The 19,521-nt window shown below is 72.6% G+C and carries 14 protein-coding genes; 5 read left to right on the forward strand and 9 right to left on the reverse strand.

Features of this window, described 5'->3' with window-relative positions; translation table 11 throughout:
• The first annotated feature begins 4 nt into the window (after positions 1 to 4).
• From rsmG to ACFUUZ_RS09520, 4 genes are all read left to right on the forward strand, one after another.
• On the forward strand, positions 5 to 727 hold the full coding sequence (rsmG, locus tag ACFUUZ_RS09505; RefSeq protein ID WP_378694274.1) for a 16S rRNA (guanine(527)-N(7))-methyltransferase RsmG: 723 nt from the start codon (positions 5 to 7) through the stop codon (positions 725 to 727).
• A 373-nt stretch (positions 728 to 1,100) separates the two neighbouring features.
• Positions 1,101 to 2,105, forward strand: a complete 1,005-nt coding sequence (locus tag ACFUUZ_RS09510; protein WP_378694276.1) for a ParA family protein — start codon at positions 1,101 to 1,103, stop codon at positions 2,103 to 2,105.
• Positions 2,106 to 2,164: 59 nt separating this feature from the next.
• Complete coding sequence (locus tag ACFUUZ_RS09515) at positions 2,165 to 3,169, forward strand: ParB/RepB/Spo0J family partition protein (protein WP_378694278.1); 1,005 nt, start codon at positions 2,165 to 2,167, stop codon at positions 3,167 to 3,169.
• A 196-nt stretch (positions 3,170 to 3,365) separates the two neighbouring features.
• Entirely contained in the window at positions 3,366 to 4,106 is a 741-nt protein-coding gene (locus tag ACFUUZ_RS09520) for a GNAT family N-acetyltransferase (RefSeq protein ID WP_378694280.1), read from the forward strand.
• Between the two features lie 63 nt (positions 4,107 to 4,169).
• Here ACFUUZ_RS09520 and ACFUUZ_RS09525 read toward each other — a convergent pair whose 3' ends face one another.
• The 8 genes from ACFUUZ_RS09525 to ACFUUZ_RS09560 all read right to left on the reverse strand — a co-directional run bounded on the left by ACFUUZ_RS09525 (position 4,170) and on the right by ACFUUZ_RS09560 (position 17,117).
• The gene (locus ACFUUZ_RS09525) at positions 4,170 to 5,363 is read right to left on the reverse strand and encodes an N-acetylmuramoyl-L-alanine amidase (RefSeq protein WP_378694281.1); all 1,194 of its coding nucleotides are present in this window, start codon (positions 5,361 to 5,363) and stop codon (positions 4,170 to 4,172) included.
• A 158-nt stretch (positions 5,364 to 5,521) separates the two neighbouring features.
• Positions 5,522 to 5,851 carry a thioredoxin gene (trxA, locus tag ACFUUZ_RS09530; RefSeq protein WP_378694283.1) on the reverse strand — a complete coding sequence of 110 codons (330 nt, stop codon included), beginning with the start codon at positions 5,849 to 5,851 and terminating at the stop codon, positions 5,522 to 5,524.
• A gap of 31 nt (positions 5,852 to 5,882) precedes the next feature.
• Positions 5,883 to 6,866: a thioredoxin-disulfide reductase gene (trxB, locus tag ACFUUZ_RS09535; protein ID WP_378694285.1), complete on the reverse strand. Its 984-nt coding sequence runs from the start codon at positions 6,864 to 6,866 to the stop codon at positions 5,883 to 5,885.
• 115 nt (positions 6,867 to 6,981) lie between these two features.
• Positions 6,982 to 7,953: a hypothetical protein gene (locus ACFUUZ_RS09540; RefSeq protein WP_378694287.1), complete on the reverse strand. Its 972-nt coding sequence runs from the start codon at positions 7,951 to 7,953 to the stop codon at positions 6,982 to 6,984.
• A 120-nt stretch (positions 7,954 to 8,073) separates the two neighbouring features.
• Complete coding sequence (gene sigM, locus ACFUUZ_RS09545) at positions 8,074 to 8,649, reverse strand: RNA polymerase sigma factor SigM (protein WP_378694289.1); 576 nt, start codon at positions 8,647 to 8,649, stop codon at positions 8,074 to 8,076.
• 188 nt (positions 8,650 to 8,837) lie between these two features.
• Positions 8,838 to 13,148, reverse strand: a complete 4,311-nt coding sequence (locus tag ACFUUZ_RS09550; RefSeq protein WP_378694291.1) for a lipid II flippase MurJ — start codon at positions 13,146 to 13,148, stop codon at positions 8,838 to 8,840.
• Between the two features lie 898 nt (positions 13,149 to 14,046).
• A complete protein-coding gene (locus ACFUUZ_RS09555; protein ID WP_378694293.1) occupies positions 14,047 to 16,584 on the reverse strand; it encodes a DUF6049 family protein in 2,538 nt (845 codons plus the stop codon).
• Positions 16,581 to 17,117: an NUDIX hydrolase gene (locus ACFUUZ_RS09560; protein ID WP_378694295.1), complete on the reverse strand. Its 537-nt coding sequence runs from the start codon at positions 17,115 to 17,117 to the stop codon at positions 16,581 to 16,583. Before ACFUUZ_RS09560 ends, ACFUUZ_RS09555 begins: the two co-directional genes overlap by 4 nt.
• Before the next feature lie 94 nt (positions 17,118 to 17,211).
• On the opposite strand from ACFUUZ_RS09560, the gene ACFUUZ_RS09565 reads away from it, so the two are divergent.
• Positions 17,212 to 18,687 (forward strand): CCA tRNA nucleotidyltransferase, encoded by a 1,476-nt coding sequence (locus ACFUUZ_RS09565; RefSeq protein WP_378694297.1) that lies wholly within the window; start codon positions 17,212 to 17,214, stop codon positions 18,685 to 18,687.
• On the opposite strand, the gene ACFUUZ_RS09570 is transcribed toward ACFUUZ_RS09565, so the two are convergent.
• Complete coding sequence (locus ACFUUZ_RS09570) at positions 18,688 to 19,500, reverse strand: hypothetical protein (RefSeq protein WP_378694298.1); 813 nt, start codon at positions 19,498 to 19,500, stop codon at positions 18,688 to 18,690.
• Between the last annotated feature and the right edge of the window lie 21 nt (positions 19,501 to 19,521).

Consider the following 19,521-nt stretch of genomic DNA (forward strand, 5'->3'; position numbering starts at 1 on the left):
AAGGATGTTTCACGTGGAACCTGACCCGGGCGTCGTCGAGCCGAGCTCCGTCGACCCGCCGCCCGCCGCCGCGCTGATCTTCGGCGACCGGCTGCCGCTCGCGGTGCGGTACCACGCCGCGCTCGCCTCGGCCGGTGTCGAGCGCGGCCTCATCGGGCCGCGCGAGGTGCCCCGGCTGTGGGATCGGCACATCCTCAACTGCGCCGTGCTCGGCGAGTTGATCGAGCCCGGTGCGACCGTCGTCGATGTCGGCAGCGGCGCCGGGCTTCCCGGGATCCCGCTCGCCATCGCCCGCCCCGACCTCCGCATCTCGCTGGTCGAGCCGCTCCTCCGGCGCACCGTGTTCCTGAGCGAGTTCCTGGAGGAGGCCGAGCTGCCGGTGACCGTGGTCCGCGGTCGCGCGGAACAGGACGGGGTGCTGAAGGAGGTCGGCGGCGCCGATGTCGTCACCTCCCGCGCCGTCGCTCCGCTCGCCAAGCTCGCGCAGTGGTCCATGCCGCTGCTCCGCGAACACGGGCGGATGCTCGCGCTCAAGGGGAGCAGTGCGCGCGAGGAGGTCGAGCGCGATGCCGCAGAGTTGGCCCGCGTCGGTGCGGGTGGGGTCGCGGTGCTCGAGTGTGGAGCCGAGGTGCTGGAGGTGCCGACGCTCGTGGTCGCGGCCGAGCTGCTCCCCCGCGCCGAGCGGGCCGCCCTGCGGCGCGCGGTGAAGGGGCGGAAGTCGCGGTAGGGGTCGACCCACTGTTTCACGGGAAACATGAACCGGCCCCGCTCCCCCGAACCGCACCGGGAACAGACCGGAGTCGCGAAAATGCCCGATGTTTCACGGGAAACAACGCACATTCCGCGTGTCGTTCGCGCCCCGCCGCGATTCAGCTTTCGTTCCGCCCGCACTGCTGGCAAAGTGTTCACCGTCGGCGTGAGCGCAGTTGCCACGAAGGGATGTGGGTGTCGACGGCGGCAGCAGGGAGCTCCGCTCGGACCATCGGGTCTCGCGAACCCGAGCAACGCATCTCGATCCCCCGACACGGCTGTGAACGACCCGACTCCGTGCGCGTGCGTACCGGTGTACGGGGTTGTGAGTTCTCGGGTTAGGAGCAGTTATGTCGAGCGGGCCGGCCAATGTTTCACGGGAAACCACGTCGAGAGTTCCGGGGATGCTGGACTCCAGCAGCTTCGATGCGGAGTCGTTCGGGAACACGCCGTTCGGCCACATCTCCCCGAGTGAAACCCCGATTGCCGTCGAGGCGCATCGGGCCAGTCAAGTGCTTCATCCAGGAGGAGTGACGGTGCCGAAGCCGCGCGAACAGCGCGTCATGACGATCGCCAACCAGAAGGGCGGGGTCGGCAAGACCACCACGGCGGTGAACCTGGCGGCCGCGCTGGCGCACCAGGGCATGACCGTGCTGGTGATCGATCTCGATCCGCAGGGCAATGCCAGCACCGCGCTCGGCATCGAGCACCACTCGGGCGTGCCGTCCAGCTACGAGCTGTTGATCGGCGAGACCACGGTGCAGGAGGCGATCAAGACCAGCCCGCACAGTGAGCGGTTGCTCTGCATCCCGGCGACCATCGACCTGGCCGGTGCCGAGATCGAGCTCGTCTCCATGGTCGCCAGGGAGGGCAGGCTCAAGGCCGCCATCCAGGAGGCCAACCTCGCCGGCTACAACATCGACTACGTCATGATCGACTGCCCGCCGTCGCTCGGCCTGCTCACCGTCAATGCCATGGTGGCGGCGAAGGAGGTGCTGATCCCGATCCAGTGCGAGTACTACGCGCTGGAGGGGGTCGGGCAGCTCATTCGCAATATCGGGCTGGTGCAGGCGCACCTCAACCCCGAGCTGCACGTCTCCACCGTCATCCTCACCATGTACGACGGCCGCACCAAGCTGGCCGACCAGGTGGCCGAGGAGGTGCGCGCGCACTTCGGTGACGTGGTGCTGCGCTCGGTGATCCCGCGCAGCGTCAAGGTCTCCGAGGCGCCCGGCTACGGCATGACGGTGCTCGATTACGACCCCGGTTCCCGGGGTGCGATGAGCTACCTCGACGCGGGCCGGGAGATCGCCGCCCGCGGCGTGGCGCCGCGCAATGATGCCGCCAGTGCCTGACCGCCTGCGACGATGGGAAGTACGGGTCGGTGGCGAACAAGGAAGGGATCGGTAGGCCGATGACGCAGGCGAAGAAGGGCGGATTGGGGCGCGGGCTGGCCGCGCTGATCCCGACGGGGCCGGCCGTCGCGCCCGGCACCGGGAGCGTGCTCGGTGAGCAGCCCCCGGTACCCACTCCCCTCCCCCGCGCGGTGCCGACCGGCGCCGCCGAGCTCCCCGAGCTCCCGGAGCTGGTCGACATCGGCGGCGCGGTCTACCGCGAGATCCCGCCGGACCAGATCGAGCCGAACCCCAAGCAGCCGCGCACCTACTTCGAAGAGGACGCGCTCGCGGAGCTGGTGCACTCGATCCGCGAGTTCGGGCTCATGCAGCCGATCGTGGTCCGCCGGGTGCAGCCGGGCGCCGACCGCTACCAGCTCGTCATGGGTGAGCGGCGGTGGCGGGCGAGCCAGGAGGCCGGGCTCACCGCGATCCCGGCCATCGTCCGGGAGACCGCCGACGACTCCATGCTGCGCGACGCGCTGCTGGAGAACATCCACCGGGTGCAGCTCAACCCGCTCGAAGAGGCGGCCGCCTACCAGCAACTGCTGGAGGAGTTCGGCGTCACGCACGAGGAGCTGGCGGGCAAGCTCGGCCGCTCCCGCCCGGTGATCACCAATATGATCCGGCTGCTGAAGCTGCCGATTCCGGTGCAGCGCCGAGTGGCGGCCGGCGTGCTCTCGGCGGGCCACGCCCGCGCGCTGCTCGGCCTGGCCGCAGGCGCGGATGCGCAGGAGGTGCTGGCCGCCCGGATCGTCGCCGAAGGGCTCTCGGTGCGCGCCACCGAGGAGGCCGTCACCCTCGCCAATCGCGACGAGTCCGTCCTGAAGCCCGCTCCGATCCGGCGCAAGCCGATTCACATGCCGGGGTTGCAGACCGTGGCCGAGCGGCTTTCGGAGTCGTTCGACACCAGGGTGGTCGTTAGCATGGGTAAGCGAAAGGGCAAGATCGTGGTCGAGTTCGGCTCGGTCGAGGACCTGGAACGCATCGTCGGGATGATGGAGCAGCAGCAGCTCGGCGGGTGACCCCAACCATGGATTTTCGGCGCTGTCAGCCGATGACCGAGAGGCCAGGCTTGAAACGTCACTGTGACAGTGCCGGAAATCCGACTGCGAAATCGGCTTCGCCCCCGAAGGGTTTCGGATTTCGACGGATCGCCTATTCTTGCGAGCGAGACCAGTGAGCGTAGACGAATCGGACAGCTGGAGGCTGAGCAGAGCGGTGTCGACCAGCGTCACAGCACTCACCCTCGGGGACCTCGACAAGTTGCCCACCCACGCACGGCGGTGCGTCTTCTGGGAGATCGATCCGGCGGTCGCCGCCGACTCCAGGGAATTCAGCGATCCGGTCTTCGAGAAGGAGGCCTGGCTCTCCATGGTCATGCTGGAGTGGGGCTCCTGCGGCCAGGTCGCCGAGGTCGACGGGCAGAGCGCGGGGTGTGCCATCTACTCCCCGCCGAACGCGGTGCCGCGCGCCGGGCTCTTCCCGACCTCGCCGGTGAGCCCGGACGCCATCCTGCTGACCACGCTGCGGGCCGAAGCGATGTACGCCGACCGCGATGTCACCCACCAGCTGATCCAGGCCGTGGTGGCCGATCTGGTGCGCCGCGGCGTGCGGGCGCTGGAGGCGTTCGGGATCCGCTCCGCTCCCCCGGCCACCCTGCTCGGCGACCGCACCGCGGGGTCGATGCGGCTGCTGGAGCGGATCGACAGCCCCGCGTTCGGCGCCGCGCCGACCGCCAGCGCCTCGATCGGCCCGTGCTCGCCGGAGACCTGCATGATCGAGGCCGACTTCCTGGAGGACGCGGGCTTCGAGGTGGTGGCGCCGCACCACCGCTTCCCGCGGCTGCGGCTGGAGATCGACTCCGACCACGGCTGGAAGGAGGATGTCGAGCGCGCGCTGGACCAGTTGCTCGCGGCTGCGTCGATGACCCCGCCCGCTCGGGTAGGCGCGCCCTGCTGATCCCCGCGAACGACAGTGGCCCCGCCCGGAATCGGGCGGGGCCACTGTCGTGCAGAGCGGGAACTACATCCGGTCGGCGGCGGCCAGCTCCTCGGCGAGCAGCTCGGCGAAGGTGTAGGTGCCGGTCGGCTGGTCGTCCTGGCCGAGCAGGTAGAGCCGCTTCACCGAGACCAGGATGGCCTCGGCGATCACGTCGCGCATCCGGGGCGTGGTGAGTACCGAGGCGTCGTATTCATTGGTCAGGTAACCGATGTCGACCTGGACCGTCGGCATCTTGGTGAGCCGGAGCAGGTCCCAGGTGCGCGGGTGCGTGCGGCAGTCCTGCAGCGAGGTCCTGGCCACCACCTCGCGCTGGATGTAGCCGGCCAGTACCTGCCCGATCATCGAGACCGAGCCGTGGGAGTTGCCGAAGTAGAAGCCGGCGACGCCGTTCGCCGACGGGCTCGGGTTGGTGGCGCAGCGCAGCGAGATCATGAGGTCGGCGTCGAAGGCATTGGAGGTCTCGGCGCGCTCGGCATCGCTGGGGTTGGCGTTCCAGGGCCGGGAGAGGAAGGTCTCCATGCCGGTGGCGGCCATCCGGCCCTCCAGCCTGCTGGCCAGGTCCCAGAGCACCTCGGACTCGTAGACGTCGCCGAACTCGGTCGGCACCGGGTGCCCGCGGTCCGGGCCGCCGAGGCCGGGATCGATCACGATGCGCTTGCCGGTGAGCTGCGGCCCGGCCCGGTGCACGACCTCCTCCTCGGCGATCCGGTGCGGATTGCCGCCGGTCACGCGGGCGCCGAGCAGTTCGAGCGAGCGCAAAGTGTCGGGGCCGCAGATGCCGTCGGCGGCAAGCCCGATCTCGCGCTGGAAGGCGGTGAGCCCCTCGTGCGTGTGCGGGCCGAAGTAGCCGTCCACCCGGTGCACGTAGAAGCCGAGATCCTGCAGCCGGCGCTGCAGCGTGGCGACGTCGTCGCCGTACAGCGGGGCGGAGAGCTGGTAGATCAGGGTGCGGGCGCCGAGCCGGTACGAGGCCTCCTTGAGCGCCCGGTACGTCGCGGGGCCGACGATGCCGTCCACCAGCAGCCCGCGGTGCTGCTGGAAGGCGCGCACCGCGGAGTCGAGCGGGTGGTCGAAGGTGGCCTCGACGTCCTTCCAGTACTCCGGCGGGTCGTTCTGGTCCGCGCCCGCATGAGAGTTCAGGAATCCCAGACTCGCCAGGGTGCTCCGGACTTCCGCGACCGCCGGACCGCCGTCGCCGTGACGAAGTCGGTGCATGCGTGAGGGCCCTTTCCTTCCGTTGATCCCGGGTACCCACTCATGCGACGGTGTGAACCCTCGCACGACCGGAGCGTCGGTCGATTGTCGCAGACCTCAGCCGTAACGCCGCAATCGCGGGTCCCAGGCATACTACGGTGAACCGGGGGTTCCCGGTGTCAGATGACGCCCTCGAGTTCGCGCAGCAGCGCGGCCTTGCCCTTGGCCCCGACGATGCTCTTGACCGGCTTGCCACCGGAGAACAGCATCATGGTCGGGAGCGAGAGCACCTCGTAGTCGCGCGCGGTGCCGGGGTTGGCGTCCACGTCCAGCTTGGCGATGGTGAGCTTGTCGGCGTGCGTGCCCGCGATCTCCTCCAGGACGGGGGCGACCATCTTGCACGGGCCGCACCAGTCGGCCCAGAAGTCGACGAGTACGGGCTTCTCGCTGAGCAGGACGTCGTCGGCGAACGAGGCGTCGGTGACGGTCACCGTCTTCTTGTCGGACACGGGTTATCTCCTTGCGCTGGAACGGGGTCCGTCAGGACACCGGGGTCACCGGGGAACCGGCGTGGTCGAGCGTGTTCGACGAGATGTCGCCCTGCTCGCCCAGCCACCGCTCGGCGTCGATCGCGGCGCGGCACCCGGTGCCCGCCGCGGTGATCGCCTGGCGGTAGATGTGGTCCACGAGGTCGCCGACGGCGAAGACGCCGGGGATGTTCGTGGCGGTGGTGGGGTGCTGCACCTGGACGTAGCCGTCGGCGTCGAGCTCGACCTGGCCGCGCACCAGCTCGCTGCGGGGATCGTGCCCGATGGCGACGAACAGCCCGGTGGCGGCGTGCTCGGAGGTCTCCCCGGTCTTCGTGTCGCGCAGGGTCAGGCTGGTCACCGCGGAATCGCCGTTGACCGCGATCACCTCGGTGTTCAGCACGAACTTGATCTTCTCGTTGGCCTTGGCGCGCTCCAGCATGATGCGCGAGGCGCGGAACTCCTCGCGCCGGTGCACGACGGTGACGGTGGTGGCGAACTTGGTGAGGAAGATCGCCTCCTCCATCGCCGAGTCGCCGCCGCCGACCACGACGATCTCCTGGCCCTTGAAGAAGAAGCCGTCACAGGTGGCGCAGGCGCTGACGCCGCGGCCGAGCAGCTTCTCCTCGCCGGGGACGCCGAGGTAGCGGGCGGCCGAGCCCATGGCGAGGATGATCGCGTTGGCGCGGTGCGTCTCGCCGCCGACGGTCACGGTCTTGATCGGGCCGGAGAGGTCGATCGCGTCGACGTCCTCGGTGCGGATCTCGGTGCCGAAGCGCTTGGCCTGCTCGCGCATCTCGTCCATGAGGTCGGGGCCCATGATGCCCTCGCGGAAGCCGGGGAAGTTCTCCACCTCGGTGGTGGTCATCAGCGCACCGCCGAACTGGGTGCCCTCGAACAGCAGCGGCTCGAGCTCGGCGCGCGCGGCGTACACGGCGGCGGTGTACCCGGCGGGGCCGGAGCCGACGATGATCAGGTCGCGAACAGGCGTGCTCATGGGGCCCTTCCGAAGCAGTGGGACGTCTGACGTCTCGGTCAACACCAGGGTATCGGGTGGAATTCCCGGTGTGGCGCGGGCCGCGCGCGGGCGAAAAGGGCGGCTGTGCGGGCGATCACCCGATGTCGGTGCGGGTGAGCTGCTGCGGGTCGCCGGTGGTGCAGCCGGTGCCGACCACGAGCGCGGTGACCCCCGGGGAGCGCGGCCCGGCCAGCAGGACCAGCACCGCGGGGCCACCGCGGAAGACCACGTCGGTGGAGCCGAGCACGGGGCGCTCCAGGCCGTTGGCGGCGACGCAGCGCTGCAGGGCGGCGGCGCTGCCGAGCGGGCCGGTGACGTCGCTGCGGCCCATGGCGCCGAGCGCTGCGGCGGAGGTGAGCTGGTCGCCGACGTCGAGCGCGTTCGGCGCGGGTTGCGCGGTCGGGGTGCCGGTCTCGGTGCCCGCCCGCAGGACGGCGGTGATCCCCGCCGCCACGGCGAGGACCAGGAGCGCCGCCGCGGCGGCGGTCAGCAGGAAGGTCGGGCGCCTGCGGCGGGGCGCCAGCGGGACGACGGTGGCCGCTTCTGACGCCACCGGTCCGCCGATCCGGGCCAGCGCCTCGACATTGCCGGTACCGGAGCCGGCCGGCGTTGTTGCCGCGCCGTGGGCGGAGGCGGCGAGCCGCGTTGTTGCCTCGACGTCGGCGGTGCCGTCGAGCGGCGTTGTTGCCTCGACGTCAGAGGAGGCGGCGAGCGGCGACGTTCCGGCGAGCGGCGGTACCGGGTGCGGGGAGCCTGCGGCATCGAACTCCGCCCCGGGCCGGTGCTCGAGCTGTTCGGTGGGCTCGACCCCGTCGAGATCGGTGACGAACCGCTCCAGGCGGGCGGCGATGTCGGCGGGCATGGCGTGCACGACCCGCTCCTCGGAGCCGAGCGCGTGAATCCTGGTGCGCACCTCGTCCAGCGAGCGGAGCACGCGCAGCGCCTCGGGATCGCCGTTGACGGCGGGCCAGAGCTGATCGCGGACCTCGGGCTCGAAATTGCCCGCGTGCAGATCGGCCAGCACGTCCGCCGAGAACGGAGGCTGCGGGACCGATCGGGTCGCCATCGCACCTCCGCTGTTCTCATCCGACATGGAACTCACCTGACATCACAGGTCCCCTTCGCGACGGGGGCGGTCGTCGTGTTCATCGCGCTGTGGTCCGTCACTATTAATGACGCACCGCCGCTACGTCCGGTTCCCCGGGTCACGGAGATCCTCGAGCTGTTCCCGCAGCCGGAGCCGGGCGCGGGCGCACCGGCTCTTCACCGTGCCCTCCGCGACCCCGAGCAGCGCCGCCGTCTCGGCCACGCTGAGCCCCTCCAGGTCCACCGCGACCACGGCCGCGCGCTGATCGGGCGGCAAGGTGAACAGTGCCCGCCCGAGCATCAACGAAACTTCCAATTCGGCGATTCCATCCCGGGGATCCGCCGGATCGGGCATGGTCTCCGGCGACAGCGAGATCGCCCGCCGCGTCTTGTTCCGCCGGATCCGGTCCAGGCAGGCGTTCACCACGATCGTGTGCATCCAGCTGCGCACCTCGGAATCACCGCGGAACGAGGCGGCGGTGCGGTGCGCGTTCAGCAGCGCGTCCTGCAGCGAGTCGGCCGCGTCCTCCCTGGTGTAGGCGATCCGCATCGCCGTCTGCCAGAGGTGGTCGCGGTGCCTGCGGAGCAGCTCGGCGAAGGCGTGCTGCTGCCCGGTCACGTGCGCGCGCAGCAACTCGAAATCGCTCGCGGCGCCGAGTTCGAACGGCCGCGACATCCCCCCGCGGTTCACTTCGGACGACAATGCCAACCCCTTGGACAGCGCTCGCTGCGGTGCGGACGCGGTCGCGGCGCACCAGCTCCCCTGCCGAGAGCGCGGAGCGATCATATCGTCAGCTACGACGGGGTAGCAACACGGCCGAGCGGCCGGGGATCAGCCCCTAAAACCCTTGCTGAGCAGTGATTTCAGGGCGCGGCGTTGAAGCGGAGTTCGCCGATGGCGGTCTGGAAGCGGCCGCCGTCGTTGCCGAGCCCGGTGATCCAGACCAGGACGTAGCGCGCCGACTGATCGGCGCGCACCGGGATGTCGGTGACGCCGTTCTCCAGCCGCGCCGAGCCGATCAGCTGGGTCTGGTCCAGCGTCGGGGACTCGGTGGGCGAGGTGCGGATCTCCACCGTCGTCCCCGCGCTCGGCGACTCGATGGCGACCGAGCTGAGCCGGGCCGGGGTCGGCAGCGTGGCCAGCAGCCCGACGCCCTTCTTCAGCGCCGGGAACTGCTGGAAGTACTGGTCGGTGCGCCAGGTGCTGGCCGGGTCGCGGTCGATCACGGCGCCCGCGCTGCCGGTGCCGTCCGGCGTGCCCTCCGGGGAGAAGACGCCGACCGCGGTGGCGGGCACCGGCGCCGCGCCGACCTCGTTCGCGGCGGGCTCGGCCGGGCCGATCGGCGCCGCGGGCGGCGCGGTGGTCTCGCTGGTCAGGCCGATGTTGTTGGACTGGTCGAGCGGCTCGGACGGCTCGCCGCCCGCGAACATGCTGACCATCCACCAGATCACGATGCCGACGACGAGCGCGGCGAGGACGCCGAGCCCGACCATGATCCAGAGCATCCGCTGCGAGCGCTCCCGCTCCGCGGCGAGCAGCTCCGGGTCGGCGAGCGACTCCTCGACCGGCGGCTGCTGCCGCTGGCCGAGCCGGAGCACCGGGATGAAGTCGGTCTTCTGGTCGACCACCGAGGCCTGCTCCAGCACGTGCTGGACGGTCGCGGCGGTGCGCACCCCCTTGTTCGACTCCAGCGAGCGCACCGCGACCGCGGAGATCTCGAAGGGCACCTCCGGCCGCACCTGGCGAGGCTCCACCGGCGTGCCGTCCTGGCCGAAGTCGGCGAGCCGGAGCCCGCCGACGGTGGCGGCCTGGCCGCTCAGCCCGCCGGAGCGGATCGGCCAGCGGGCCAGGATCAGGGCGTAGAGCATGGCGCCGAGGCCGCGCACGTCGCCCTGGGCGTCGGCGTCGCTGAGCGTCCCGGGGAAGGCGAGCACGGCGTCGCCGGAGGCGCTGATCCGCACCCGGTCCGGGTGGTCGATGGAGAGCGCGCCACCGCCGCGGTGCGCCAGCTCGGCGGCCGAGGCGAGCACCCGGATGGCGCGCGCGGCGCCGATCGGCGAGGGAACGGTCTCCGCCATCTCGCGCAGCGAGCGGCCTGGCGTCCACTCGGCGACCACGATGCCGCCGGACGAGCCGCGCACCACGTCGAGCACCCTGGCCAGGCCGGGCGAGTTGATCCGGCCGAGCCGCAGCGTGCGGGAGAGGATCGCCTGCGGGCCGTCCTGCCCGGCGTTCTCGCCCGCCTTCTGGTCGGCGTCGACGAAGGTCAGCGCCACCTCGCGGTCCAGCTTGATGTCGAGCGCCTGCCAGAACTTGAGCCCGCGCGAGCCGCCGCAGTCGGCGAGCAGCCGGTACCGGCCGCCCGCGACCGAGGCGCCGGGGATCAGCTTCGGGCCGCGCGGGATCCGGCGGCCCGGCCCCTGCTCGCCGCCGACCGGCGGAATCGGCAGCATGCCGGTGTCGTACATGGGGTCGCGCGGCGGGTGGGCGTGCGCCGAGCCGGTATCGGGCTGCGGGGCGGGGGCAGGATCGGGCGGCAGCTCGCCGGGGCCGATCCGGACCGTGGCCTCGGCATCCGGCCCCGGCTGGGGCGCGCCTGGTACCGGCCCGGCCTGCGGCGGCACCCGTCCGCCCTGGTCCGGCTGTGGCGGCTGGTCCGCGGGTCGATGCTCGGTGGAGAGCCCGGCGGGCCGGTTCCCTGGGGAATCGGCCGGGACGCCGCCCACCGCGTCGTCGCTCACCCTCGGTCCTCCTTCGGCCGCATACGTCGAAGTCTCGTCGTCGCCACTTGTGCTTCTCTGCCGAACAGGGTACGGGAAGTGCCCCGAACCGGTACGGCCAACGGCGTCCGGCCGGATGACCGGGAGCACCATGGTCTGGGTGGAGTCCCCGTAGGGGTCGAACCGCGGGTAATCGTAGGGATCGCGGCGCTGCAGCACCCGGGTCGCCTCCTCCGCGACCGGCGCGTCGAGGTCGAGATCGGGTGCGGGCGGGGTCCGGCCGAGGCGGCGCGAGACGGCGACGGTGATGGCGACGATCTCCGGGATGCCAGCGAGCCGCATCAGCCCGAAGGCGACGCCGAACATGACGACGGCGAGGATCGCGACCCGGATCAGCGAGCCGGGGCCGCCGAACGACTCGGAGAGCCTGCCGAGCCCGAGCACCCGGTCCACGATCAACATGACCGCGCCGCCCGCGACCGAGGCGAGCACCACCCGGGAGACGGTCCGCCCGACGTTCGCCATCCGCAGGTCGCCGAGGCTGCGGTGCAGCAGGTAGCCGCCGATGAGCGCGCCCGCGGCGTAGCCGACGCCATTGGCCGCGCCGAGCACGACCACCACCTGCGAGCTGTCGCTCGCCAGCACCGGCGCCAGCGCGGAGAGGACGATCTTCACCGCGGTGATGCCGAGGACGATCCAGGTCGGCGTCCACGCCTGCTCGCGGGCATAGAAGACGCGCAGGTGGATCAGGACCAGCGAGTACGGGATCAGCGCGAACGCCGACCAACTGACCGCCTGGCCGAGCCGCTCGGCGTCCTCGGCGAAGCGGGCGTAGCCGAACAGCGCCTCGCCGACCTGCGGGCCCGCCAGGGTCAGGAAGGCCACCACCGGCACCAGCGCGATCATGGTGAGCCGGGTGGCGACCGAGAGGTCGTCGACGACCGCGGGGGTGTCGTCGGCGGCGGCATTGCGGCTCAGCCGCGGCATGATCGCGGTGAGCAGAGTGACGCCGAGGACGCCGTACGGCAGCTGCAGCAGCAGCCAGGCGTTCGAGTAGATAGCCGGGCCCGCCTCGTCGGCGTGCGAGGAGATGTTGTTCGCGACGATCAGCCCGACCTGGCTGATCAGCACGTACAGGATGATCGCGATGCCCATCCGGCCGAACTGCTTGAGCCTGGCGTCGATTCCCCACAGCGGGCGCAGGTCGATGCCGTGCCTGCGGATGGCGGGCAGCAGGCTGGCGGCCTGCACGAAGACGCCCGTCGTCACGCCGAGCCCGAGGACCAGCAGTTTCGCGTCGCCCATCCGCACCGGGTCCAGGCTGATCTCGCCGGGGGTGAGCGCGTACATCCCGAGCATCAGCAGCACGACCACGTTGTTCAGCACCGGGGCCCAGGCGCCGGGGCGGAAGGCCTGCCTGGTGTTCAGGATGGCGGTGAGCAGGGCGGACATGCCGTAGAAGAGGATCGCGGGGACGAGCAGGAAGGTGAGCGCGGTGGTGAGCTGGGTGTTCACCTTGCCGTCGGAGGAGACGAAGACGTGCGTCGCCAGGATGGGGGCCGCGGCGGTGGCGAGCAGCGCGGCGGTGGCGAGCACGGTGAAGGCCGCGGTCACCAGGCGGCGGACGAAGGCGGCGCCGTGGTCGTCGTCCTCCTGCTCCGCGCGGATCAGGGTGGGGACGACGATCGCGGTGAGCACGGCGCCGAGCACCAGCTCGGCGATCATGTTCGGGATCAGGTTCGCCGAGACGAAGGAGCTGGCCACCGCGGGGCCGAGCACCGCGAGCAGCAGCAGCTGCTTGCCGAAGCCGGTGATCCGGCTGATCAGGGTGGCGATGGCGATCGAGCCGGAGTCGCGGAGCAGGCGGGCGTTCGCGCTCTCCTTCGACTCCGGCTGCTCCGGTTCCGGGGCGAGCGCGGTCGCGGACCTGGCGTAGTGCGAGGTCGCGGGCTCGGCCGCGCGGGCGTGCCTGGGCTCCGCCGCCGGGATGCGCTGCGGGGCCGGGCGGGCCGACGGCGCCTCGTGTGCGTGCCTGCGGTCCTGGCTCGGCTCGGCCGGGTAGCGCTGCTGGCCCGGGTGCGCGGGCTGGCGCGGCATGCCGCCGGAGGCCGGTTGCGCGCCCTGGCGGCGCGGGGGTGCGGGGCGGCGGGGTTCGCCGGGGATCGGCTCGCCGTGCGAGAGCGGGCGGCCGTCGCGCGGGCCGCGCGGAGTCTGCGGCGGTGCCTCGGCGCCGCGCTGCTGCGGTGGGACGACGGCGTTCTCCGCGCGCGGCGCCGCGGGTTCGCGCGCTGGCGCCTCCCCGCGCGCAGCGGGCCTCGGCGCGGCGTACGCGCCCGCATGCGGTGGCGCCTCGGCGCGGGGTGCGTTCGTCGATCTGCCGGGCGGGGCCTGGCGGTCGCCCGACGCGGGCGAGAGTGGCTCGCCGCGCGGGGCGGGCGGACGGCCCTGCGGCATGCCGCGCTCGTCGAGCGGAGGTGCGGGGCGCGGGGGGCGTTCCCCGCGCGGCGGCGGGACGGGGCGGTCGCCGTAGTTCGGCGGCGGGACGTGCCGGTCGCCCGGGATGTGCCGGTCGCCGGGGGCGGGTCGGTCGCCGGGGGCGGGTCGGTCGCCGGGGGCGGGCGGGCGCTGTCGCGGGAGCGCGCCGGATGGCGGCGCCGGGCGGGCGTGTTCACCGGCGGGCGCCGGACGTGCGTGTTCACCATGCGGCACCGGACGTCCGTGTTCACCGGCTTGCGCCGGACGCGCGTGTTCACCAAGTGACGCCGGACGTCCGTGTTCAGCGGCTTGCGCCGGACGCGCGGGATCTCCGGCGGGCCTTCGCCCGGGACCCGGCCGTGCGGCCTGCTGCCCGGGCCCCTGTCGCGGCATCCCACCGGACGGCGGCGCGCCCTCGGGGGGCAACTGCCGCGACCTGCCCGCGGGCCGCTCCCCCGGTGGCACCTGCCGTGCCCCGGACGGCCGTGGCTGCTGCGGCATTCCGCCGGAGGGCGGAGGCTGCCTCGGCATCCCGCCGGACGGCGCCGGACCGACCGTGCGCGGCGGCGGCGTACCGCCGCGACCACCCGCGGGCGGAACGCGGCGCGCCCCGTCGGGGCCGCGCAACCCCGGCTCCGCCCTGCTGACCTGCGGAACCCGCGGCGGCTCGTCGGAGAACCGCTCGGTGGCACCGTCGGACATCTCCGCTCCCCCCTCCGGATCCCCCTGCGGCCGATACAGCCCGCGCTCCCACGGCGCGGTCGGGGCGCGCCGCGGGGGCGCGCCGTCCCGGTCGTCCTCGGGGTGGGGCCGATGAGCGTTCGGATGTTCGTCGCTCATCCTGCCTCCTGCTGTCCTGGCGCACTGCGATTGTCCCTCACAGCGGCTCCCGGCGGCGGACAGCCCGGGCGAGGAACCTCCGGTAGCGGCTCACCTGGCGCTCGACCTCGGGATCGAAGGTCTCGTCGGCCGGGTCGGGCCTGCCCCGGAACCGGTGCCAGAGGCGGCGCCCCGCCAGCAGCAGGAGCAGCGTCGCCGCGCACGCGGTGATGATCGCCAGCGCCTGGCCGTAGGCGTTCGACCGCACCGACACCGAGGTCGCGTTACCCAGTGCGACACCGTCGGGTGTGGTGAGCGAGATCGGGATGACGAGGTTGCGGCTGTCGTTCACCTCGGTGGGGATCTGGAAGGAGCGGGTGCCGTTCGGCGGCAGGATCTGCTCGCCGGTGTCGTCGATGGCGGCGTCCGGCGGCGCCTCGATCCGGAACTTGACCCGGATCGCCACCGGCAGTTCGTTCCGCGCCACCAGCAGCAGCGGGCTCTGCTCGGAGGCGAGGGTGTAGACGCCGCCGGGCGGGAGCACCGTGACCGAGCGGTAGATCTGGTCCATGGTGCCCGCGGTGCGGTCCAGCCTGCGCTGGGCGTAGACGTCGGGCTGCGCGCTGTCGCCGCCGCGCCGGTCGGAGAGGGTGAGCGCGCGGATCAGGTCGTCGCGCAGCGGGGTCACGTACTCGGTGGGGGTGAGCTCCAGCTCCGGCACCTCGACGAGCGCGCGGGAGAGCGCGGTGATCCTGGCGCCCTGGTCGCGGGTCGGCGCGACGAAGCGCTCCGGCACGCCGTCCGCGACGGCGCGCGGCAGGTGGTCCGGCTCGTACGGCCGCGGGTCGGCGGGCTGGGCCAGCAGCTCGGGAAGCGCGCGCGCGGTGGCCATGCCGCCGGTGAGCAGCGTGTCCACCTGGCGGAGCAGCGCGATGGCCTCCTCCCGGTTGGCGCCCCACTGCTGCGGCGGGACCAGCAGCTGCGCGCGCGGGCGGTCCGGCCGCGGGTTGAGCGCGGTCCAGGTGAGCGCGCCGAGCGCGTCCTGCAGCCGGGCGGTGCGCGAGTCGTTGGTGACGTCGTAGCGCACCCGGGCCGGCGTGAACGACGGGGTCGGCGGGTTGGAGCCGACGGCGGCGAGCGCGGTGGCGGGCCAGATGTCGTAGGTGACGGCGTGCAGCGCCTGGTCCTGGCTGCTGCCCGGCCCCTCGCCCGCCGGGGTCTCGGCCATCGCGGTGGTCGGGGTCGCGGGCACGATGCCCGGCATCCGGACCACCTCGGGGTGCGCGGGCTCGGCGGGCACCGGCTCGACGCCGACCTGGTCCCAGGCTCCGCCGGTGAGCTCGTCGGCGGCGCCCGCGGTGCCCTGCTCGGCGACGGCGGCGTCGGCCAGCACCGCGGTGCGGATGTTCTGGTCCCGGAGCAGCCCGCCCGCGGCCGGGTCGATGCTGCCGGAGTCCGGGATGCCGACGCCGCGCAGCGAGCGCGTGCCGAGCAGCCGGTCCACGATGTCGGCGGGCTCGCGCACCGCGCGCGCGGTGAGCGCCGGGTCGCCGACGGCGGCCAGCGCGGTCAGGTCGACCTGCGCGAAGGGCAGCGCGACGGTGCAGTTCCCGGCGGCGAGCACGCGCAGCCGGTCCAGCCAGGCCCGCGCCTGCGCGGCGCCGCTGCCGTCCCTGGTCTGGCCGTCCGGGTCGGACGGGCTGGCCAGCACCCGATAGCCGTCGGTCATGGCGGTGGCGGTGAGCAGCAGGTCGGGGTCGATGGCGAGGCAGATGCTGGAGGCCAGGGTGCGGTTCCTGGCCCCGTCGACCCCGATCTCGTTCTCCAGCGCGCCGAGCAGCTGGTCCAGCCGGCCGCCCTTGCCGAGCGAGGCGGCCAGCTCGTCGTCGGTGAGCAGCACCTGGCCGCTGTCCTCGGCGGGCTCGGTCGGCACCCAGCGCGGGCGGTCGGCGAGCGGCCAGAGCACGGTGGTGGCGACCGGCGGCGCGGGCGCGGCGGGGACCGCGGGCTCGCTGCCGCTCGCGGGCGGGACGCCGAGCACCGGGAGCAGGAAGCGGGCGTCGTCCAGCCTGGCCTGGGTGCCGTAGGCGGGCTCGCCGTTCACGTTGAGCAGCAGCGGGTAGACGCCGGGCTCGGTGATCTCCAGCGCCCCGTCCGAGGTCTCGGTGGCGCCGCGGACCGCGACGGTCAGGATGAACTGCTTGCGCTGCCCGGGGCTGAGCCGCTCCGCGACATCCTGGAACGGCCCGACGATCTCGTAGTTCACCTGGTCCAGCCGCAGGCTGCTGCGCACCCCGCCCGGCTCGGTGATCGCGGCCGCGCGCTGGATCCGGACGCTGATGTCGTCGACCACCCGGTCGCCGATATTGGTGACGGTCCCGGTCACCGTGACCACCGGGTCGCTGGCGGTGGTCACCGCGGTCGGCGTCACCGAATCGAGGGAGAGCTTGAGGAACTTCGGCATCCCGATCTGCTGGTCGGCATCGCCGGACCCGCTCGGCTGGGCCGCGACCGGACCGGTCAGCGGCGCCATCACCAGAATCGAACCGAGGATGGTCAGGATCGCCGCGGCGACCCGGATCAGCCCGCGTGTCATCGCTTACCGGTCTCCATCCGGTCGATCAGCCGGTTGGCCACCTCGGCGAGCCGCCGTTCGTCGGCGTACGCGAGCCGGGAGTTCAGTTCGGTCAGCGGCACCCAGGCGACCTGGGTGACCTCGACGTCCGCGTCGGACAGCTCGCCGCCGACCGAACGCAACAGGAAATGATGCACGGTCTTGTGTACCCGCCTGCCCTCGGTCACGAACCAGTAGTCGATGCTCCCGAGTTCGGCGACAACGAGTCCGTTGATGCCGGTTTCCTCGGCGACCTCGCGGATCGCGGTCTGCTCGGCGGTCTCCCCTTCTTCGATGTGGCCCTTCGGCAGCGACCAGAGCAGCCTGCCGCGCCGGTCGGTCCGCCCGATGAGGGCGGCGCTGCGCTGCTCGGCGGGGCCGTCCAGCCCGGCGACGACGAGGCCGCCCGCCGAGGTCTCCCGGACGGTACGCAGCCGGGGCCGTTGCCCGTCGACGGCGGAACCGCGGCGCCGCGGTTGGCGGCGTCTGCTGTTCGCGCGATCGGCCTGAGACACCCGGTAATCCTACTGTGCGCCGGGCCGGTCGCAGCGGGACGGCGGGGTGCGCGCGGAAAAATCCGGTCGACGCTGCTCGGTAAGCTGCTGCATCGTGGTTTCTCCGAAGTCCGACAGCAAGGCCGCGCCCGCCGACCAGGACCGCCGAACCCGGCTGCTCGCCGCCGCCGCGGTCACGCTCGGCGGGCTGAGCCCGGTGCTCACCCCGCTCGCGGAGCGCTTCGCGGCGGGCGGCCACAGCCTCTACCTGGTCGGCGGCAGCGTGCGGGACGCCGTGCTCGGCAGGCTCGGCACCGACCTGGACTTCACCACCGACGCCCGCCCCGATCGGGTGCAGGAGCTGCTGCGCGGCTGGGCCGACCACCTGTGGGACACCGGCGGCCTCGCCTTCGGCACGGTGAGCGCGGCCAAGGGCGACCAGCAGCTGGAGATCACCACCTTCCGCAGCGACAGCTACGACCGGGTCTCGCGCAACCCCGAGGTCACCTTCGGCGACACCCTCGAGGGCGACCTGGTGCGCCGCGACTTCACGGTGAACGCCATGGCGGTGCGGATCGCGGGCGACGGCTCGATGGAGTTCGCCGACCCGCTGGACGGGATGACCGCGCTGCTCGCGGGCGTGCTCGACACCCCGGCCACCCCCGAGGAGTCCTTCGGCGACGACCCGCTGCGGATGCTGCGCGCCGCCCGCTTCGTCTCCCAGCTCGGCTTCGAGCTCGCCCCGCGGGTGCGCACCGCGATCACCGCCATGGCGGGTGAGATCGACCGGATCACCGCCGAGCGGGTCCGCGCCGAGCTGGACAAGCTGATCTGCGGCGCGCACCCGATCGACGGCATCGACATCATGTGCGAGACCGGGCTGGCCCAGCGGGTGCTGCCCGAGGTGCCCGCCATGAAGCTGGAGATCGACGAGCACCACCAGCACAAGGACGTCTACTGGCACTCGCTCACCGTGCTGCGCCAGGCCATCGACCTGGAGGAGGGCGACCCGGACCCGGTGCTGCGCTGGGCCGCGCTGCTGCACGACATCGGCAAGCCGGACACCAAGCGCAACGAGCCCGGCGGCGGGGTCAGCTTCCACCACCACGAGGTGGTCGGCGCCAAGATGGTGCGCAGGCGGATGAAGGCGCTCAAGTACCCGAAGCAGTTCACCGACGAGGTGGCGCGCCTGGTCTACCTGCACCTGCGCTTCCACGGGTACGGCAAGGGGCAGTGGACCGACTCCGCGGTCCGCCGCTACGTCACCGACGCCGACGATCTGCTGCCCCGGCTGCACAAGCTGGTCCGCGCCGACTGCACCACCAGGAACAAGCGCAGGGCGGCCGCGCTGCAGGCCACCTACGACGAGCTGGAGCGGCGGATCGCCGCGCTGCAGGCGCAGGAGGACCTGGCGAAGGTCAGGCCGGACCTGGACGGCAACGCCATCATGGAGCTGCTCGACCTCGCCCCCGGCCCCGACGTCGGCAAGGCGTGGCGCTTCCTCAAGGAGCTGCGGCTCGACCGCGGCCCACTGGACCGGGACGCGGCCGAGGCCGCGCTCGTCGCCTGGTGGAAAGAAGAGAACGGCTGATCAGAACAGGATCAGCGTGGTGCCGGTGACGATGGCCGAGCGCATCTGCGCCAGGTCGAAGGAGGCGCTCACCGCGGGCACCTCGGCCAGGAAGCGCACCGACCCGCCCTCCCGCGTGCCGTAGACGACGCGGGCGTCGAAGGGCAGCTCGGCCAGCGGCACCGTGGTGCTGCCGAGCATCCGGCGCGGAACCGGGATTCCGGCCCAGCGCGCCCTGTGCACCTCGATGGTGAGCGCGCCGTCGGCGATCTCGGCATCCACCCACGCCGTGATCCGGCGGCGCCGGTGCGTGGCACGGATGCGGCCGTCCGGCTCGGCCGCCAGCGCCCACTCCAGCTGCCCGGTGCCGAGCCACTCCAGCAGCGCGGCGGTGGAGACGGTGCCGGTCACGTCCACCCGGGCGGCGCGCACCCGGGTCGGCACGCCGGGGACCAGCCGGACGCCGTGCGCGATCACGGTGACGGTCTCGATCGGGTGGCCGTCCCAGCGCAGCCCGGCGAGCACCGTCTTGGTCTGGAAGTGCGCCCCGGACCGGCGCACCTTGAGTACCTCGAGGGTGGCGTGCAGCTCGTGGTCGAGCACGGTGACGTCGATGGCGCGGCCGCCGAAGCGGCTCAGGATGCCCTCGCTGAGCAGCGTCATCAGGGCGTCGGGGAGCAGCGCGGTGACGGTGCCCGCGCCGAGATCGGCGACCGGGTCCACCCAGGCCGCGGTCGCCGCCACCCACTGGGTGGCCCAGGCCTGGTCCAGCAGTTTCCTACCGAGTTCGACCGCGCGCAGCGGCGACCAGGATTTCGGATCGAAGGTGGCCATGACCGACCCGAGCGTAGCCGC

It is taken from the genome of Nocardia sp. NPDC057353, assembly GCF_042667085.1.
Lineage (GTDB): Bacteria > Actinomycetota > Actinomycetes > Mycobacteriales > Mycobacteriaceae > Nocardia.

What these genes read in the sequence shown, in the direction of transcription:
- rsmG (WP_378694274.1), top strand. Translation starts at nt 5, where the DNA reads ATGTTTCACGTGGAACCTGACCCGGGCGTCGTCGAGCCGAGCTCCGTC.
- ACFUUZ_RS09510 (WP_378694276.1), top strand. Translation starts at nt 1,101, where the DNA reads ATGTCGAGCGGGCCGGCCAATGTTTCACGGGAAACCACGTCGAGAGTT.
- ACFUUZ_RS09515 (WP_378694278.1), top strand. Translation starts at nt 2,165, where the DNA reads ATGACGCAGGCGAAGAAGGGCGGATTGGGGCGCGGGCTGGCCGCGCTG.
- ACFUUZ_RS09525 (WP_378694281.1), bottom strand. Translation starts at nt 5,363, where the DNA reads ATGCACCGACTTCGTCACGGCGACGGCGGTCCGGCGGTCGCGGAAGTC.
- trxB (WP_378694285.1), bottom strand. Translation starts at nt 6,866, where the DNA reads ATGAGCACGCCTGTTCGCGACCTGATCATCGTCGGCTCCGGCCCCGCC.
- ACFUUZ_RS09540 (WP_378694287.1), bottom strand. Translation starts at nt 7,953, where the DNA reads ATGGCGACCCGATCGGTCCCGCAGCCTCCGTTCTCGGCGGACGTGCTG.
- sigM (WP_378694289.1), bottom strand. Translation starts at nt 8,649, where the DNA reads ATGTCGCGGCCGTTCGAACTCGGCGCCGCGAGCGATTTCGAGTTGCTG.
- ACFUUZ_RS09550 (WP_378694291.1), bottom strand. Translation starts at nt 13,148, where the DNA reads ATGCCGCAGGGCCGTCCGCCCGCCCCGCGCGGCGAGCCACTCTCGCCC.
- ACFUUZ_RS09555 (WP_378694293.1), bottom strand. Translation starts at nt 16,584, where the DNA reads ATGACACGCGGGCTGATCCGGGTCGCCGCGGCGATCCTGACCATCCTC.
- ACFUUZ_RS09570 (WP_378694298.1), bottom strand. Translation starts at nt 19,500, where the DNA reads ATGGCCACCTTCGATCCGAAATCCTGGTCGCCGCTGCGCGCGGTCGAA.